Origin of the sequence: uncultured Methylovirgula sp. (assembly GCF_947646745.1) — a bacterium.
Lineage (GTDB): Bacteria > Pseudomonadota > Alphaproteobacteria > Rhizobiales > Beijerinckiaceae > Methylovirgula.
This window is the reverse complement of record NZ_CANSHK010000004.1, coordinates 22,995-39,862: the sequence shown is the minus strand read 5'-3', so window position 1 is coordinate 39,862 and position 16,868 is coordinate 22,995. Positions and strand designations below refer to the sequence as shown.

The window sequence follows — 16,868 nt, the reverse complement described above, 5'->3', positions numbered from 1 at the left end:
TGTTAACCTTAATGGGTTAGCGATCCTTTACCCTAAGCCGGGCTGCGCCGGCCGAGTTGCATCGATTTTGCTTAATGAGCTTTGCAGGAAAAACGTTATCGAGAAGACGATCTTGAAAGGCCAAGTGGCGCATGGGGCCTTGTTTCGACGAAATGACGCTTCCCGACGGCGAAACCCGCGCCGTCTATGAAAAAATTGCCCGCTGGCTGCGGGAGACGCCGCCCGAACATCTCGCTTTACGGCGCGGCCAAGCCGAGCTCTTGTTTCGCCGCATCGGCATTACCTTCGCCGTCTACGGCAACAAGGACGCTGCCGAACGGTTGATTCCCTTCGATATCGTACCGCGCATCATCGGCCGCGCCGAATGGGCCAAACTTGAAGCCGGCCTATTCCAGCGGGTGAAGGCGCTGAACATGTTTCTGGCCGACATCTACGGCAGCCAGGAAATCCTGAAAAGCGGCCGCCTGCCACCGGACATCGTGCTCCAAAATCCATTCTATCTACCGGCGATGCGCGGGCTTAAAGTGCCGCACGACATCTATATTCAGATCGCCGGAATCGATGTCGTGCGCATCGACGCGAACGACTTCTACGTTCTTGAGGACAATCTGCGCACCCCGTCCGGCGTTTCCTACATGCTCGAAAACCGCGAGGTGATGATGCGGCTCGCGCCCGACCTCTTTGCCGAGCATCGCGTCGCGCCGGTCGAAAATTATCCGGACTCGCTGCTTGCGACCCTGCGTTCGGTCGCACCGGACACCACGCCGGGCGAGCCGACCATCGTCCTGTTGACGCCCGGGCAATATAATTCCGCCTATTATGAACATTCGTTTCTTGCCGACCGGCTCGGCGTCGAACTGGTCGAAGGCCGCGATCTTCTGGTGCGCGACGATGTCGTCTATATGCGCACGACCGAAGGACCGAAGCGGGTCGATGTCATCTACCGGCGCATCGACGATGCCTTTCTCGACCCGCTGGCCTTCCGGCCGGATTCGGTACTCGGCGTACCCGGCCTATTTTCTGCCTACAAAGCAGGCAATGTGACGCTGGCCAATGCGGTCGGCACCGGCATCGGCGACGATAAGGCGATCTACAGCTATGTGCCGGAGATCGTCGAATTCTATCTCGGCGAGAAACCCATCCTGAAGAATGTGCCGACATGGCGCTGCCGCGAGCCCGAGGCGCTAGCCTATGTTCTCGCCCACCTGCCGGAACTGGTGGTCAAGGAGGTCAACGGCTCGGGCGGCTATGGCATGTTGATCGGACCGCATGCGACCCAGGCGGAACTCGCGCTTTTCAGTGAAAAACTGCGGACCGATCCGAACAATTTCATCGCCCAGCCGACCCTGGCGCTTTCGACCTGCCCGACCGCGCTCGATAGCGGCATCGCGCCACGCCATGTCGATCTGCGGCCCTTCGTGCTCTCGGGTTCGGATGGCGTGCGCGTCGTGCCGGGCGGCCTGACCCGCGTTGCGTTGAAGGAAGGCTCGCTGGTCGTCAATTCCTCGCAGGGCGGCGGCACGAAGGACACCTGGGTCGTCGAAGACTGGCGCGCCGAAGACCAGGCTGCATTCCTGGACGCAATGGATTTTATGGCTCAGTCTCAAATCGCGTCGCATTAAACGCCTTTGCGTGGATCCGATCATGCTGGCTCGCACCGCCGACAATCTCTACTGGCTCGCCCGCTATATGGAACGTGCCGATTTTCTGGCGCGCATTCTCGATGCGACGCGGCGGCTTGCGATCGTGCCCACCGCCAATGCCGGACCGGGCACCGGAACGGAATGGGACAGCGTGCTCGAAGCCTCGGGCGCAGCGGAGGGCTTCCGCAAGACCGGCAACCTGCCGGACGAACTCGCCGTCGTCGATTATCTGACTTTCGCCGAGGATAATCCTTCGTCGATCTGCAATTGCATCGAGAAAGCGCGCACCAACGCGCGCGCCGTGCGCACCGCCCTCACCGCCGAAATGTGGGACGCGATCAACGGCGCCTGGATCGAGCTCAAGCGTTATCTGCAGACGCGCACCCGCAACTCATATTACGACCGGGTGGAATTGACGCGTTTTCTCGATTTCGTGAAAAAGGCTTCGCTCGATTATGACGGCGCCGCCCATCGCACCATGCTGCGCAACGACGCTTATTGGTTCTCGCGTCTCGGCCTCTACATCGAACGCGCCGACAATACGGCGCGCATCCTCGACGTCAAATATAACATCCTACTGCCGGAAACCGAGACGATCGGCGGCTCGCTCGATTATTTCCAATGGGCCTCGATCCTGCGCGCCGTGTCGGCGCTCAACGCCTATCATTGGGTCTATCGCACGAGCCTCAAACCCTGGCTCATCGCCGATCTTTTGATCCTGCGGACAGAGATGCCGCGATCGCTCATCGCCTGCTATGACAATATCGTCCGCTTTCTCGATTCGATCAGCCAAGCTTACGGCCAAAAGGGCACCGCACAAGTTCAGGCGCATCAGGTGATGGCGCGGCTTATGAAATCGACGACGAAGGAGATTTTCCAGTCCGGCCTGCATGAATTCGTCACCGCTTTCGTCGAGGACAATACGCGCCTCGGCACGACCATCTGCCAGCAATATCTGTTCGAATGCCCGACCTGAGTCTCGATAAAGAACCCGCGTGCGCGGGGGCCGCGAAGGGCATAGATTTTTCGTCACAATCATGCCAAGACGCTCGTCGATAAAGGCGCGCGGCAGGGACTTGTGACGCAAACGCACGAAAATATCGCAAGCTTTCGCAAGGTCGAGGCGAGCTCGGACCGCAAATTCGGCCTCACGCTCGGCGCGTTGTTCGCTGCTGCGAGCCTGGCCCCGCTCCTGCACCATCGCGCCCCGCATTGGTGGCTCATGGTCCTCGCCGGCGCGCTTCTTCTCGCCGGGGCCTTCTTTCCGGCCGCATTGACAGGAGCGAACCGGGCGTGGTTCAAACTCGGCCTCGCGCTGAACAAGATTGTCAGCCCGCTCGTGATGGGCTTGCTCTTCTTCGGCGCGGTGGTTCCGGTCGGCTGGTTTCTGCGTAAGAAGGGCGAAGATATTCTTGCCTTGCAATACGCGCCTGAATCCACGACCTATTGGACGCGACGCGATCCGCCGGGTCCTGCCCAAGGCACATTGAGCAAACAATTCTAGGGAGATCGGGGATGTCGATTTTCGCCGAGCTTTTCGAATTTCTTGGAACACGGAAGAAGTTCTGGCTGATCCCGCTGCTCGTCTTATTCCTCGTTTTCGGCGGCTTGTTCGTGCTGACGCAGGGCTCTGTCGTCGCGCCCTTCATCTATACGCTGTTCTGATCGCGCGTGCGGGTTCTCGGTCTCTCCGCGTTTTATCACGACAGCGCTGCGGCGCTGGTCGAGGACGGCCGGATTCTCGCCGCCGCCCAGGAAGAGCGCTTCACGCGCAAGAAGCACGATCCGGCTTTTCCACGCAACGCAATCGATTATTGCCTCAGCCAGACGCCGAGCGGCGCAGCCGGCGTCGACCGGATCGTCTTTTACGAAAAGCCCTTCGTGAAATTCGAACGCCTGCTCGAAACCTATCTCGCCTTCGCGCCGCAGGGCTTTGCCTCCTTCCGTAAGGCGATGCCGCTGTGGATCGGTGAAAAGCTTTTCCAGCGCGATCTCCTCTTGCGCGAACTGAAGGCGATCGATCCGGCGCTGGGCGACAGGAAGAAGCTTGGCTTCGGCGAACATCATTATTCGCACGCCGCCTCCGCTTATTACCCCTCGCCCTTCACGTCGGCGCTGGTGCTGACCATGGACGGCGTCGGCGAATGGGCGACGACGACGGCGGCGCTCGGCCGCGGCGACGATCTTGAGATCATCAAAGAGATTCGCTTTCCGCATTCGCTCGGGTTGCTCTATTCGGCCTTCACTTATTACACCGGCTTCAAGGTCAATTCCGGCGAATATAAAGTCATGGGGCTTGCGCCCTATGGGACGCCGAAATATGCGCAGACGATCCTCGAGCATCTGATCGACGTAAAGGCCGACGGCTCGTTCCGTCTCAATATGGATTATTTCTCCTATTGCACTGGCCTGACGATGACCGACGCGCGCTTCGACGCGCTTTTCGGCGGACCGCCGCGCCGCCCCGATGAGCGGCTCGAACAGCGCCACATGGATCTCGCCGCCTCGATCCAGGCCGTGACGGAAGACGTCGTGCTGCGCCTGACCCGGGCGCTTGCGGCGGAGACGGGCGAGAAGAATCTCTGCCTTGCCGGCGGCGTCGCGCTGAACTGCGTCGCCAATGGCAAGGTTTTGCGCGACGGCGCCTTCGAACGCATTTTCATTCAGCCCGCCTCGGGCGATGCGGGCGGTGCGCTCGGCGCGGCGCTGACGGGCTATTATGACGGCCGCCGCGATGCACGCAAGAAATCGATCGTCCAAGAGCCGGACGCGATGCAGGGCTCCTATCTCGGGCCATCCTACGCGCAAGCGGATATCGAAGAACGGCTTGAGAAGGCCGGCGCCAAATTCCATGTCGTCGACGATGCGGCGCTCATCAGCGAGACTGCTGCGGCGCTTGCCGCCGGCCAAGCGGTCGGCTGGCATCAAGGCCGAATGGAATTCGGCCCGCGCGCCCTTGGCGGGCGCTCGATCCTCGGCGACCCGCGCTCGCCGACGATGCAGAAAGTACTGAATCTGAAAGTCAAATATCGCGAGAGCTTCCGGCCCTTCGCGCCGTCCGTGCTACGCGAAAAGGTCGCCGACTGGTTCGATCTCGACACCGATTCGCCCTACATGCTGCTCGTCGCCGATGTCAAAGATTCGCGCTGCCGCAAAATGTCGGCCGAAGAACAACAGCTCTTCGGCATCGACAAGCTGAATGTCCTGCGCTCCGAAATCCCGGCGGTGACGCATGTCGATTATTCAGCGCGCATCCAGACCGTTCATAAAGAGACGAACCCGCGCTATCACGCCCTGATCGAGGCCTTCGCCGGATTGACCGGCTGCCCCGTGGTCGTCAACACGAGCTTCAATGTGCGCGGCGAACCGATTGTCGCCACGCCGGAAGACGCGTTCGCCTGTTTCATGGGAACCGAGATCGAGTTTCTCGCCGTCGGCAATTGCATCCTGCGCAAGGACGAGCAAAACCCGGCACTCAAGCGCGACTACAAAGACGCGTTCGAGTTGGATTAATCGGCGCTGCCTGAAGCCGTCGCCCCCTGGCATTGCGGATCGGATGCCGATTGCAAGAGGCTCGGGGCATGTTCGGCGAGGTAATTCTTTAGAATCGAAGCGCGGAGCTGATTGGCATAAGGCGTCGGATGGCCGTCGCCCTGAATGCTGATTTTGGCGGGCGGTTCTTTCTGCAGGCTGGCATCGATCACCGTGGCGCCGCCTTGGCGCAGCCGCTGCATGATTTCATCATCCGTAAATCCTGTGCCGCGGAAGAAGCTGGCGTCCGAGCGTAGGTAAAGAATGACCGTCGATGCATTATATTTCGTTTTGGCGAGTTGGACCGCCGCATCCGTGATGCGAATATAAAGCTCGATATCGTCGTGCGTCAGTTGCCGCCGATAGGGTTCCACGAATTCGCGATAAAGAGCCGTATTCTCGAGCCAATCGCGGAACCAGCGGCTTGGCCCGCGCGGATTGCATTCGCCGACATAGACGACCTTGTCGTCTTTCACGACGTAGCGCGGCGCACGCGCCGTCCAATAGGCTTTGCAGGCCGTGCGCTCGGCGTGCCAGACGGCGGTGAGAAAGACGAAGAGCTTGGGATCGGGGCCGATGACTTTATCAAACCGGCCGGTCTCCTCCTCGCGCAAGAATTGCTGCGGGCCATAGCCGGTGAACCCCAGATTTAGAACCCGGAGTTTGCGGTCGAGCAGATCGGAAAAATTCTGCGGCAGGGTCTCGTTGTCGTTGACGCCATCGCCGAAAGTGAAGGAACAGCCGAAAAAGACGACCGGCGGGCCCTTCTTGCAGGAGAGGGTCTGGCGCAGAAGATTGTGGTCGATCGTATAATTCGCGTCGTAGATCGTCTTGCCCGAACTATCGATCCGATAATCGTGAAAACGCCCCACGACCTGGGGACCCCAGCCGATGATCGGTTCGGCCGGCGACCAATGACCGCGCGGCGCCAAGGTGCCGCCCGTCTGATGCATCATCGAATCCGAGACCCCCTCGATGATGATGAGGCCGACGGCGAGCGATGTGAGGATGATGAAAAAATCGCGCAGCTTTCCGCGCGTCAGCCATGCGATATCAGCCAGCAGCAAGGCGACGGCGCTAAAGGTGAAAACGCGGAAGAAACTGACGAAATGCCACGATTCGAACAGGGCGATGAGGCCGATGAAAACTGGAATTGCAAAATAGGCCAGTTTCGGACGCGGATTGTTATCGGCGGTCGCCAAGTCGAACCTCTCCGGCTGATGCAGCATGATCGGCGAGATTGTCTAAGCTAGTCCGTCGCCGGGTTCAACGACCCCGGCGATCACAGAAGTCTGAAGATCGTTAGACCCGCATCGGCATCAGAACATAAAGCGCCGCCGCGCCCTCGTGATCGAGCACGAGCGTCGGCGAGCCGGGATCGGCAAGCTTGAACAGAGCCGTGTCGCCGTCGAGCTGATTGGTGATGTCGAGCAGATAGCGCGCATTGAAGCCGATCTCGAGCGGTGCCGCGTCGTAATCGACCTCAAGCTCCTCGACCGCAGAGCCCGAATCGGGATTGGTGACGGAGAGCGTCAGCTTGTTGTCGCCGACGGCGAGCTTCACGGCGCGGCCGCGTTCGGACGAAATCGTCGAGACGCGATCGACCGCCGCGGCGAAGGGCTGGCGGTCGACCGTCAGCAATTTGTCATTGCCGGCCGGAATGACACGGACATAGTCCGGGAAGGTGCCGTCGATAAGCTTGGTGATGAGCACGACATCGCCGAAGCTGAAACGCGCCTTGGTCGGCGAGATTTCCAGCTCGACATCGGCGTCGAGGTCTTCGATCAGCTTTTGCACTTCGGCGACGGCCTTGCGCGGAATGATGACGCCGGGCATGCCGGCGGCGCCTTGCGGCGCCGGGATTTCGACGCGCGCCAAGCGATGGCCGTCGGTTGCGACGGCGCGCAGCATGGCGTGGCCGCCGACATCGACCGTGTGCAGATAAATGCCGTTGAGATAATAGCGCGTCTCTTCGTTCGAGATCGCAAACTGCGTCTTGTCGATCAGCTTTTTCAGATCGGCGGCGGTGAGCGTGAAGCGATGGGTAAAATCGCCGGCGGCGAGATCGGGAAAATCGCTTTCCGGCAAAGCCTGGAGGTGGAAGCGTGAGCGGCCCGAGCGCAACAGCAATTGCGCCGCGTCGCCCGTCGCGTCGAGCGAGACCTGCGCGCCCTCCGGCAGCTTGCGGACGATCTCATAAAGGATGTGGGCCGGCAGCGTCGTCGCGCCCGCCTGGCCGACATCGGCCGGCAGCCGCTCGGTGACCTCGAGATCGAGGTCGGTCGCCTTGAGCAGGACGGAATTGCCTTCGGCAGCGAAGAGGACGTTGGAGAGAATTGGGATCGTCGTGCGCCGTTCGACGACGCGGTGCACATGGCCGAGCGCCTTCAACAGAGCGGCGCGTTCGAGAGTGACTTGCATGGGACGAATCCGAACTCTTTGAAGCTTCCGGTTGGAGCTTGCGGGCGGGCAGGCGCGGCGCGCGCCGCGCAAGGGGCGCAAATTTGGCGCGGCTCAAGCCAAATCGCAAGCGCCGCGGTCGTCAATGCCCAGTTTTCGGCAGGGCTTGGGCCGCGGCCGAAAGACCTCTGTTCGGCCATGCTGCGACCGGCTTTCCACCGTTTTACCCCACCTTAATCGCACCGATCTAGGCTCGCGCCAGCCGCCGGGCAGGCGGCCTCTGCGAGCGGCGGCACAGACGATGGCCAAGGGCAGGAACAGCGAGCGGCGGGAACCGATCTTCGATGCCTTCCCGGAGGACGAGGAGGAAAAGCCGCGCCGCGCCCGCAAAAAAAAGCGCACTGCGAAGCGCAAGCGGGCGTCGATCCTGAGCCGCCTCGTCTATTGGGTCCTGATGCTCGGCGTCTGGGGCGCCGTCGGCGTCTCGATCGTCGTCGCCTATTATGCGGCGCAACTGCCGCCGATCGACCAGCTTACGATCCCCAAGCGACCGCCCAATATTGCCATCCTCGCCGAAGACGGGACACTGCTTGCCAATCGCGGCGATACCGGCGGCGCGGCCGTTCCCCTGGCCGAATTGCCGCCCTATCTGCCGAAAGCCTTCGTCGCCATCGAAGACCGCCGTTTCTACGACCATTGGGGCATCGATCCGATCGGGATTTTGCGCGCCCTGGTGCGCGATGCGATCGGCCACGGCGGCATGGAAGGCGGCTCGACGCTCACCCAGCAGCTCGCCAAAAACCTGTTCTTGACCCAGGAGCGCACGCTGCCGCGCAAAATCCAGGAAGCGATCCTCGCCGTCTGGCTGGAGCACAAATATTCCAAAGATCAGATCCTCGACCTCTATCTGAACCGGGTCTATTTCGGCGCCGGTGCCTTTGGCGTCGAAGCCGCGGCGCAGAAATATTTTGGCCATAGCGCCCGCGCGGTGAGCCTCGCCGAGGCCGCCATGCTCGCCGGATTGATGAAGGCGCCGTCGCGCTACGCGCCGAATCACAACCTCGCCGCGGCGACGCAACGCGCTGCCGAGGTGATCGAAGCTATGCGCGAGCAAGGCTTTATTACGGGACCGATGGCGGAACTGGCCCTGGCCGAGCCGGCGAAGCCCATGCAACCCAAGGCCGGCGGCACGATCAATTATGTCGCCGATTATGTGATGGATCAGCTCGACGACCTCCTTGGCCCGGTCGACGAGGACATTGCCGTCCGCACCACGATCAGCGCGCCGCTGCAGAGCGCGGCGGAAAAGGCGCTGCGCGACGCCCTCGCCGCCAAAGGCGCCCATTACGACGTGAGCCAGGGCGCCCTCGTGGCGCTCGATCCGGACGGCGCGCTGCGCGCCCTCGTCGGCGGCCGCGACTATGCCGAGAGCCAGTTCAATCGCGCCACCACCGCCAAGCGGCAGCCGGGCTCGGCCTTCAAGCCCTTCGTCTATTTGACCGCGCTCGAACACGGACTGACGCCGGATTCGATCCGCAACGATGCGCCGATCAATCTGCGCGGCTGGCAGCCGGAAGATTACGAACATCGCTATATGGGACCGGTGACGCTGACCACGGCGCTTGCCCAATCGCTCAATACGGTGGCGGTACGGCTGGCGCTCGAAGTCGGCCCCGCCAATGTCGCGCGCACGGCGCGGCGGCTCGGCATCACCTCGGCGCTCGATGTCAATCCGACGATCGCGCTTGGCACTTCGGCGGTCACGCCGCTCGAACTCGTCGCCGCCTACGTGCCCTTCGCCAACGGCGGCATCGCGGTGGCGCCCTATGTCGTTGCCAAGATCACGACCGCCGGCGGCCGTCTGCTTTATCTGCACGAGCCGGCGGCGGGCGACCGTGTCATTGCCCCCGAACATGTGGCGATGATGAACCGGATGATGGCGGAAACGCTGGCGACCGGCACGGCACGGCGCGCCGACCTGCCGGGCTGGCCAGCGGCGGGCAAAACCGGCACCAGCCAGGATTTCCGCGACGCCTGGTTCGTTGGCTATACGAGCCACATGATCTGCGGCGTCTGGCTGGGCAATGACGACAATTCGCCGACCAAACGCGCCTCCGGCGGTTCGCTGCCGGTGGTGATCTGGTCGCATTTCATGCAGGTCGCGCATGCCGGCATTCCGCCGGCACCGCTCAACGGCGGTGTCTGGATGGCGCCGGCCGCGGCGCCGAACGTGCCGATCGCCAACGCGATCTTGAATTTCTTCGGCGGGCAAGGCAGCGGCCAAGCTCAGCCGCCGGCGAGCCGGGCGACGCCCTGGGCGCCGCCGATGGCCTTGGGCCAGACGCCGCGGCGCCGATCCTATGCGCCGCCGCCCAGGGACGGCGAAGGTGACGGCCTGCCGCCGGCTTCGATCCCGAATGGCGGCGAAGCCAGCCAACAGGCGGCCAGACCATTTTTCGGGCTTTTTTGAAATTTTTGGCCTTCAGCGCCGCGCTTTTTCGAAAATTCGGGTCGAAAATGCTGATTTTTGGCCTCGAGAAACGCGATCTTTGCCGATTTTAATGCCGCAGGGTGGCCGAGAGACATGGATTTTTTATGCCCGGACGGCCAATTCAGGACCCGTAGTCGATTCTCGGCTTCGGAGACCAAAATGAGAACAAAAACACAAATTCAAAAAGTTTCGGGGCAACCGAGCAAGCTGGCGCCGGAAATATCTCTGATTGCGATTTTGCTGAGCGCGATCCTGCTGCGCGTGGTCGACATCTGTGCGGCGACGCCAGCGGTCGATCCCGCCTGCAGCCCGACCCCCGCAAACCGCGCCATCGTTTCCTGCGCCGTCCGCGGGGGCCAGAATTGGAATGCCCTGCCCGTTCACACCCGCTCGCGGTAATTGTCCCCGACGCCGTTCGGCCAACCTACGCGGACGCCTGAGCGTGCCGAGCTCTGGCTCAGTGCACGCTCACCGTCTGCAGCTCGTGCTGCAAAGCATTGGCGAGGGCCGCATCGCGCGAATCGGTGAGGACGATGGGCGTGCCGTCGGCGCCGAGCAAAGCGAAAAGCTGAAGGCCGGGCTGCAGCGGCGGAGCCTGCGGGAAAAGCCGGCTCACATCCTCAGACCGGATGGCGCGCACATAGGCGAGCGAACCGCCGCCTAGATGGGCAAACTGTTCTTCGGTCAGGGGGGCCGTTTCCGTGACCTCTTTGAATTCGTCCAACATTCCACACTCCTTCTGCGGTCTCTCCGAGACCCGCGCGGATGCGAACATTTCAGTCTCGCATCATGATATCGATCTTCTTAACCACTCGTGACGGCTCCGGCCGGACGAGGTCCACCGTCAACAATCCATGGGCCAGGTCGGCGGTTGCCACGCGCATCCCCTCGGCGAGGAGAAAAACCCGCTGGAACTGCCGCGCCGCGATCCCCCGGTGGAGGAAATCGCGCGGCTTCTCGTCCTGCTGGCGGCCGCGGATGACCAATTGGCCCTCCTCGACCGTCACCTCGAGCTGTTCGCGCATGAACCCGGCCACGGCCAAGGTGATACGCAGCCTTTCCGGCTCCGCATCGGTCTTTGCGACCCGCTCGATGTTGTAGGGCGGATAGCCGTCCGAACTCGCCCGCGTCACCCGGTCGACCATCCGCTCGAACTCCTCGAACCCGAGCAGAAACGGCGAATTGATGGTCAACATACGCGACATGAGCGAAGCCTTCAGGCCTTCGGACTTCCTGGAGGCCCATTATGGCGCCTCCGCTTCTCGGAATATGGCGATTGGAGACGCCCCTTCAAGGGCGCAAAGCCAAGCCCGGGTTCAGGCCGGCGGGACGCGCGGCGCCTAGAGCGTGGTGGCGGTCGCCGGCCGGCGCAAGATCCGGCTTGCCCTTGTCCATTGGCCGAAGGGGATGACGACATCGGCATGCGCCAGCGTCGCCGGCCGATGCGCGGCAATGACGCGGGTTATGCGCAGGCTGCGCAGGGTTTCGGCGATGATCGCCTCGGTCGCCTCGTCGAGATGGCTCGTCGCCTCGTCGAGGAACAAGATCCTTGGTCGCTGATACAGCGCGCGGGCCAGGATGATCCGCTGCTTCTGGCCGCCGGAGAGCGCGCTGCCCATGTCCCCGACCAGCGTCTCGAAGCCCATCGGCATCCGGCGAATGTCGTCGATGATCGCCGAACGCATGGCACATTCCTCGATCAGCGCATAATCGGGCTGGTCGTCGAAGCCGGTAATATTTTCGGCGATCGAGCCGGCGAACAGACCGTCGTTTTGCAGCACGCCGCCGATATAGCGGCGATAATCATCCGTGCCGAGGCCGCGGACATCGACATTGTCGATCATCACCGCGCCCTCGGTCGGTTCGAAAAGCCCCATCAGGATTTTCAGGAGCGAGGTCTTGCCGCAACCGGACGGTCCGGTGATCGCGCAGCATTGCCCGGCGTCGATGGTCAGATTCACATTGCGGAAGATCCACGGCTCGTTATCGCCATAGCGCAGCGACAGGCCCGAAGCGACTAAGGTCGCGCCCCGATAGCGGGGCCCCGGCGCAATCTGCGGCAAGCTCGCGGTCTTCTGCGGTTCGGGTTCCGCCAGAGCGATATCGGACAGCCGTTCCGTCTGCACGTTCAAGGTCCGCAATTGCAAACCCGACGTCAGCAGGTTGCCGACACGCGCGGTAAACTGGTCCTTATAGGCGAGGAAGGCGACGAGCATGCCGAGCGTCATCCGGCTGTCGAGGACCATGGTCGCGCCGAGCATCAGCAGGATCACCCGGTCGGCGCCGAACAGAAACTCGTTGGCCCGGCTGAAGATCAGGTCGAGACGCTGCAATTGCAGGCGCGCATTGAGCGAATCGATAAAATAATTGATCCAGATGCCGCGCCGCCGCTCGGCAAGGCCGAGGAGCTTGACGGTGGCGATGCCGCGCATCGTCTCGATGAAATGGCTCTGCTGTTTCGCCTCGTTGATGATCGCGTCCTCGGTGCGCTCGCGGTAGGAGCGATAGGCGACGACACGCAGCACGACGTTCAGCGAGACCGATGCGATCGCGACGAAGCCCAGCCAGCCGCCATAGATGAACAGCATGACCAGCATGCCGATCGCCATGATGCCGTCGAGAACGGCCTGGACCAGATCGGTCGTCAGCGACTTCTGGATCACCGTCAAAGCGGAGAAGCGGGAAATCAGATCGCCGACATGCCGGCTCTCGAAATAATTCAAGGGCAGCCGCGCGAGGTGATCGAACAGGCTCGTGTTCCATTGCAGCGAGATGCGCGTGCTCGTCAGCATGATCGCCCAGGTGCGCGCCGTGGCGATGGCGAGTTGCGAGAGAAGCAGCAGCCCGAGGCCGATCGCGACGACGAGCAGAAGATCGCGGTCCGCATTGACGATGACTTCGTCGATGATCACCTGCGAGGCGATCGGGATCAGCAGGGTCGTGACCTCGATGCCGAGCGAGAGGAGCAGGATCTGGGCGAGCGACGGCGCGAGGCCGGAAACTTTGCGGAACAAGTCTCGCAGACGCAGCGATTGCCGCTCGTCCGCCCGAACGAACATTTCGGAGGGCAGCACTTCAAGGGCGATGCCGGTGAAGGATTTTGACAGAGCGCTGACCGGCAGCGTGCGGCGTCCCGCGGCAGGATCGTGGATGACGGCTGTCTTGGGGTCGATCTTTTCCAGCACGACGAAGTGGTTGAGGTCCCAATGCAGGACGCAGGGCAGCCGCAGCCGCGACAAGTCGGGAATTTCGAGCCGCAGCGCGCGGACCGAGAGGCCGGTGGCACCGGCGATCTCCATCAAGTGACGCAGCGTCGTCCCTTTGAGAGAGATCGCGTAGCGCCGGCGCAGCACGGTCAGATCGATCGGATGCCCGTAAAAGGCAAGGATCATGGCCAAGCATGCCAGACCGCATTCTGCCGCTTCGCTTTGCAGAATGACGGGAAGGCGGCGGCGGAATCCGAATTGTAATTGCCTTTCCCAGATCAACGAACGCCCCCGTTGCTGACCAGGGCGACGCTGCGCTGGATGTGATAAAGCGGGTCGAAAAGCCAGCGATAGAGACGGCGCTTCTCGAGTGCGATGTCGGCATCGACCCGCATCCCCGCCTCCAACGGCTTGTGCTCGCCGTTCGCCAGGACGTAATTCATTTCCGGCGTTACGATGATGCGATAGATGGAATCCGCATCCTCCTTCTGCACGCCATTGGCGAAATCGCCGGCGCCGACGGGCGCATGCGTCGATTCCGCGACGCGGCCGTGGTAAAGTCCATAGCGCTGAAATGGATAAGCCGCGTAACGAAGCACCACGGGCGCGCCTTTTTCGACGAAGCCGATGGCCGCGCTATTGACGAAGAGATTGACTTCCAACGTGCCGGTGCGCGGCAGCAAGGTCACGAGCGGTGCGCCGGAGGGGACCTGCTGCCCGACATGCACCCGAATCGACGTTGCAGTGCCGGATTCGGGGGCGCGGACCTCGATGCTCTGCTTGGCCTGGTTTTCGGCGATCAATTGATCGATGCGGAGCAACTCGCTGTTCAGCTGAAAAATGTCCTGCGCGAGCTTGTCGTCGAACATCAGAAGCTGATGATCGACATCCGATAGCCGGGCTTGCACCTGCAGATCGTTCTGCTGGAACTGCGCCGCTTGCGACAAGGCTTGGATGTAGATGAAATTCTGGCTCTGGTAATCCGGGTCGCTGACGATCCCCCGGCGCACGCCGCCCTGCAATTGTTCGGCCTTGGCCTTCATTGCCGCGACGGCGGCGTTTTGGATGGCCATCTGCTGTTGCAGCTGCTCATGCTGGCTCGCGAGATTGGTGCGCTGGTCGTGCAAAGCTTGTTTTTCGATCTTGGCGATCGACAGGCGATTGGCGCGCTGCTTCTGAAGATTGGCTTTTTGCTGCATCAATTGCGCAATGACCTGCTGCTCGGTCGCGCCCTCGGCCGAATGGGTGTCGAGATCGAGCACATAAAGAAGCGCGCCCTTGGCGACGATATCGCCCTCCTTGACCGCGGCGCTGGTCACGACGCCGGCCGTCGGACTGGCCAGCGTGATCAGTCCGGCCCGCGGCATGAGGATGCCGGCGGCGTGGACGCGGCGCGTATAGGTGCCGAAAATCGCAAAGGCCAGCACGGCAGACAGCAGGCCGATGGTGACCCCGGAAACGGCCCGGACCGGCAGGGGTTGGGCGAGTTGAACCGGGCCGAGCCAGGCACTTCTCCGCGCCTCCACGACTTCATCGCGAAAAAGGGCCATGACACATCAATAAGTAGAAATTACCGGTATGGCCGAATTCAAGCCAGAGACTCTGGCCATTTGAAGGACATTGTGTGGAGAAATTGCAATAACCAAGCTCAAGCCTGATAGATTGCCAGTATATATTTGTTTTATTGAGATCTATTCGAAAGCTAAGTTTTCTCGGTGGCGATTTAATACCTTAGCTATTCGCTTATTGCTAAGGTTATACAGCAAAGCTGCCAACGAATTTCCATAGTCGCGCTACGAAAATGCCCCATGCCCGCTTTTAGGTGCGCGCATCGTGGTCGCGTGCGTCGCCCCAGCGGCGGCGGCGATCTCGATTCCGACCAACCCAATAGGGAGAACAAAATGCCGGAATTCGAAACGATGCGTGAATTGACCAGCTCGGAAATCGATCAGGTCGCCGGTGGCCTCTCGGTCAACCTCGGCCTCGGCGCCCATCTGGGTGTCAATGCCAGCGACGTCACTGGGGCGGTCTCGGGCCTCGTCGGACAAGTCGGCGGCCTCGTCAGCGGCCTCCTCGGCAGCGTTCTCGGCGCCGTCGGCGGCCTGACCGGCGCGCTCTAAGCCTCGCTCATCGCGGCGGGGCATCTTTCACGGTGGCCCGCCGTGTCCACGGGGATGGACTTACGCTTTCCACCAATGCGACCGCGAATGCAGCCGCAGATATTCGGCAAATTCCTGGTCTGACATGATTCGCAGCTGAGCTTCGATATCGTCGGCGGTGCGGTTCAGTCTTCGGATAGTCCAGGGTTCGTTCTTCCGAGACGCAATCTTCCGTACGGCGCGGCGCAACAAACGGGCGATGTTCATCGGCGTTCCTCCGTCCTCTTGGAGGATAGTGCGGCAAGCATCATCGCCAAGATGGCCAAACGGTCAATACCGTCGCCGGCCGCTTCGACCTTGACCAAGATCAATTTTGATTTTTGGCGCGATCTAGACGGCGCTGGGAAGAACCCGGTCCGGCGGGCGGTGGCCGTCCATAAACATTTTAACGTTGATGATGACCTTCTCGCCCATGTCGACGCGGCCCTCGCGCGTCGCCGAGCCCATGTGCGGCAGGATCGTCACCTTGCCGGCCTCGGCGAGCTTGACCAGCCGCTCGGAGACGGCCGGCTCGTGTTCGAACACATCGAGCCCGGCGCCGGCGAGTTCGCCCGCTTCCAGCATTTCGATCAGCGCCGTCTCGTCGATGATCTCGCCGCGCGCCGTATTGACCAGGATCGCCTGCGGCCGCATCTGCTGCAGCCGGCGCGCCGAGAGCAGATGGAAGGTCGCCGGCGTATGCGGGCAATTGACCGAGACGATGTCCATCCGCGCCAGCATCTGATCGAGCGAATCCCAATAGGTCGCTTCGAGCGCCTCCTCGATCGAGGCGGCGACGCGGCGGCGGTTATGATAATGGATCTGCAGGCCAAAGGCCCTTGCGCGATAGGCCAGTGCCTGGCCGATTCGGCCCATGCCGACGATGCCGAGCCGTTTGCCGGTGATGCGCGTCCCGAGCATCCAGGTCGGTGACCAGCCGACCCAATTGCCTTGCGGAATGACCTCCGCGCCTTCGACGATGCGGCGCGCCACGGCGAGAATGAGCGCCATCGTCATGTCGGCCGTGTCCTGCGTGAGCACCCCCGGCGTATTGGTGACGGTGATGCCGCGTTTCGCCGCCGCCGCGACGTCGATGTTGTCGACGCCGGTGCCGAAATTGGCGATGAGCTTCAACTGGCTGCCGGCCTGTTCGATGAGCGCGGCGTCGATCCGGTCGGTCACCGTCGGCACCAGCACATCGGCGCTGCGCACGGCCGCAACCAGATCGTCCTGGCTCATCGGCTTATCGTCGAGATTGAGGCGGGCGTCGAAGAGCTCGCGCATCCGCGTCTCGACCACATCGGGCAATTTGCGCGTGATGACAACGAGCGGTTTCTTTTTGACCATCCTCTATCCCGTCCGTCCGCCGCCGAACCGCACCCACGCCAAAACCGAGCCGGGCTTTTCACGTGGCCTTAACCTCGCGCGACGCACTTAAATGCGGGCGACCGAGGCAGGC

General features: G+C 62.0%; 16 protein-coding genes. 8 read left to right on the top strand and 8 right to left on the bottom strand.

Annotated elements, in window-relative coordinates:
- The first annotated feature begins 131 nt into the window (after positions 1 to 131).
- The 5 genes from Q0025_RS01965 to Q0025_RS01945 all read left to right on the top strand — a co-directional run bounded on the left by Q0025_RS01965 (position 132) and on the right by Q0025_RS01945 (position 5,156).
- Positions 132 to 1,622 carry a circularly permuted type 2 ATP-grasp protein gene (locus Q0025_RS01965; protein WP_297295466.1) on the top strand — a complete coding sequence of 497 codons (1,491 nt, stop codon included), beginning with the start codon at positions 132 to 134 and terminating at the stop codon, positions 1,620 to 1,622.
- A 22-nt stretch (positions 1,623 to 1,644) separates the two neighbouring features.
- Positions 1,645 to 2,619 carry an alpha-E domain-containing protein gene (locus tag Q0025_RS01960; protein ID WP_297295464.1) on the top strand — a complete coding sequence of 325 codons (975 nt, stop codon included), beginning with the start codon at positions 1,645 to 1,647 and terminating at the stop codon, positions 2,617 to 2,619.
- Between the two features lie 102 nt (positions 2,620 to 2,721).
- Entirely contained in the window at positions 2,722 to 3,147 is a 426-nt protein-coding gene (locus Q0025_RS01955) for a hypothetical protein (RefSeq protein WP_297295462.1), read from the top strand.
- 11 nt (positions 3,148 to 3,158) lie between these two features.
- A complete protein-coding gene (locus tag Q0025_RS01950) occupies positions 3,159 to 3,308 on the top strand; it encodes a DUF5989 family protein (RefSeq protein ID WP_297295460.1) in 150 nt (49 codons plus the stop codon).
- 6 nt (positions 3,309 to 3,314) lie between these two features.
- On the top strand, positions 3,315 to 5,156 hold the full coding sequence (locus tag Q0025_RS01945) for a carbamoyltransferase (protein ID WP_297295458.1): 1,842 nt from the start codon (positions 3,315 to 3,317) through the stop codon (positions 5,154 to 5,156).
- Here the strand turns inward: Q0025_RS01945 and Q0025_RS01940 are convergent.
- The gene (locus tag Q0025_RS01940) at positions 5,153 to 6,376 is read right to left on the bottom strand and encodes an SGNH/GDSL hydrolase family protein (RefSeq protein ID WP_297295456.1); all 1,224 of its coding nucleotides are present in this window, start codon (positions 6,374 to 6,376) and stop codon (positions 5,153 to 5,155) included. The two genes, Q0025_RS01945 and Q0025_RS01940, sit on opposite strands and share 4 nt — an antisense overlap.
- A gap of 100 nt (positions 6,377 to 6,476) precedes the next feature.
- A complete protein-coding gene (dnaN, locus tag Q0025_RS01935) occupies positions 6,477 to 7,595 on the bottom strand; it encodes a DNA polymerase III subunit beta (RefSeq protein WP_297295454.1) in 1,119 nt (372 codons plus the stop codon).
- A 280-nt stretch (positions 7,596 to 7,875) separates the two neighbouring features.
- Here dnaN and Q0025_RS01930 point away from each other — a divergent pair, with 280 nt between their 5' ends.
- Both Q0025_RS01930 and Q0025_RS01925 read left to right on the top strand, forming a co-directional pair.
- Entirely contained in the window at positions 7,876 to 10,044 is a 2,169-nt protein-coding gene (locus tag Q0025_RS01930; RefSeq protein ID WP_297295452.1) for a transglycosylase domain-containing protein, read from the top strand.
- Between the two features lie 114 nt (positions 10,045 to 10,158).
- Complete coding sequence (locus Q0025_RS01925; protein ID WP_297295450.1) at positions 10,159 to 10,464, top strand: hypothetical protein; 306 nt, start codon at positions 10,159 to 10,161, stop codon at positions 10,462 to 10,464.
- A 58-nt stretch (positions 10,465 to 10,522) separates the two neighbouring features.
- Here the strand turns inward: Q0025_RS01925 and Q0025_RS01920 are convergent, their stop codons facing one another.
- The 4 genes from Q0025_RS01920 to Q0025_RS01905 all read right to left on the bottom strand — a co-directional run bounded on the left by Q0025_RS01920 (position 10,523) and on the right by Q0025_RS01905 (position 14,821).
- Positions 10,523 to 10,792: a DUF1150 domain-containing protein gene (locus Q0025_RS01920; RefSeq protein WP_297295449.1), complete on the bottom strand. Its 270-nt coding sequence runs from the start codon at positions 10,790 to 10,792 to the stop codon at positions 10,523 to 10,525.
- Positions 10,793 to 10,841: 49 nt separating this feature from the next.
- A complete protein-coding gene (locus tag Q0025_RS01915) occupies positions 10,842 to 11,261 on the bottom strand; it encodes an Hsp20 family protein (RefSeq protein ID WP_366939373.1) in 420 nt (139 codons plus the stop codon).
- Positions 11,262 to 11,405: 144 nt separating this feature from the next.
- Positions 11,406 to 13,457: a peptidase domain-containing ABC transporter gene (locus Q0025_RS01910; RefSeq protein WP_297295445.1), complete on the bottom strand. Its 2,052-nt coding sequence runs from the start codon at positions 13,455 to 13,457 to the stop codon at positions 11,406 to 11,408.
- A gap of 92 nt (positions 13,458 to 13,549) precedes the next feature.
- Positions 13,550 to 14,821 (bottom strand): HlyD family efflux transporter periplasmic adaptor subunit, encoded by a 1,272-nt coding sequence (locus Q0025_RS01905; RefSeq protein WP_297295443.1) that lies wholly within the window; start codon positions 14,819 to 14,821, stop codon positions 13,550 to 13,552.
- Between the two features lie 351 nt (positions 14,822 to 15,172).
- Here Q0025_RS01905 and Q0025_RS01900 point away from each other — a divergent pair, with 351 nt between their 5' ends.
- The gene (locus Q0025_RS01900; RefSeq protein ID WP_297295441.1) at positions 15,173 to 15,391 is read left to right on the top strand and encodes a hypothetical protein; all 219 of its coding nucleotides are present in this window, start codon (positions 15,173 to 15,175) and stop codon (positions 15,389 to 15,391) included.
- Between the two features lie 60 nt (positions 15,392 to 15,451).
- On the opposite strand, the gene Q0025_RS01895 is transcribed toward Q0025_RS01900, so the two are convergent.
- Positions 15,452 to 15,637 (bottom strand): hypothetical protein, encoded by a 186-nt coding sequence (locus Q0025_RS01895; RefSeq protein WP_297295439.1) that lies wholly within the window; start codon positions 15,635 to 15,637, stop codon positions 15,452 to 15,454.
- Positions 15,638 to 15,760: 123 nt separating this feature from the next.
- Positions 15,761 to 16,756 carry a D-glycerate dehydrogenase gene (locus Q0025_RS01890; RefSeq protein ID WP_297295437.1) on the bottom strand — a complete coding sequence of 332 codons (996 nt, stop codon included), beginning with the start codon at positions 16,754 to 16,756 and terminating at the stop codon, positions 15,761 to 15,763.
- Between the last annotated feature and the right edge of the window lie 112 nt (positions 16,757 to 16,868).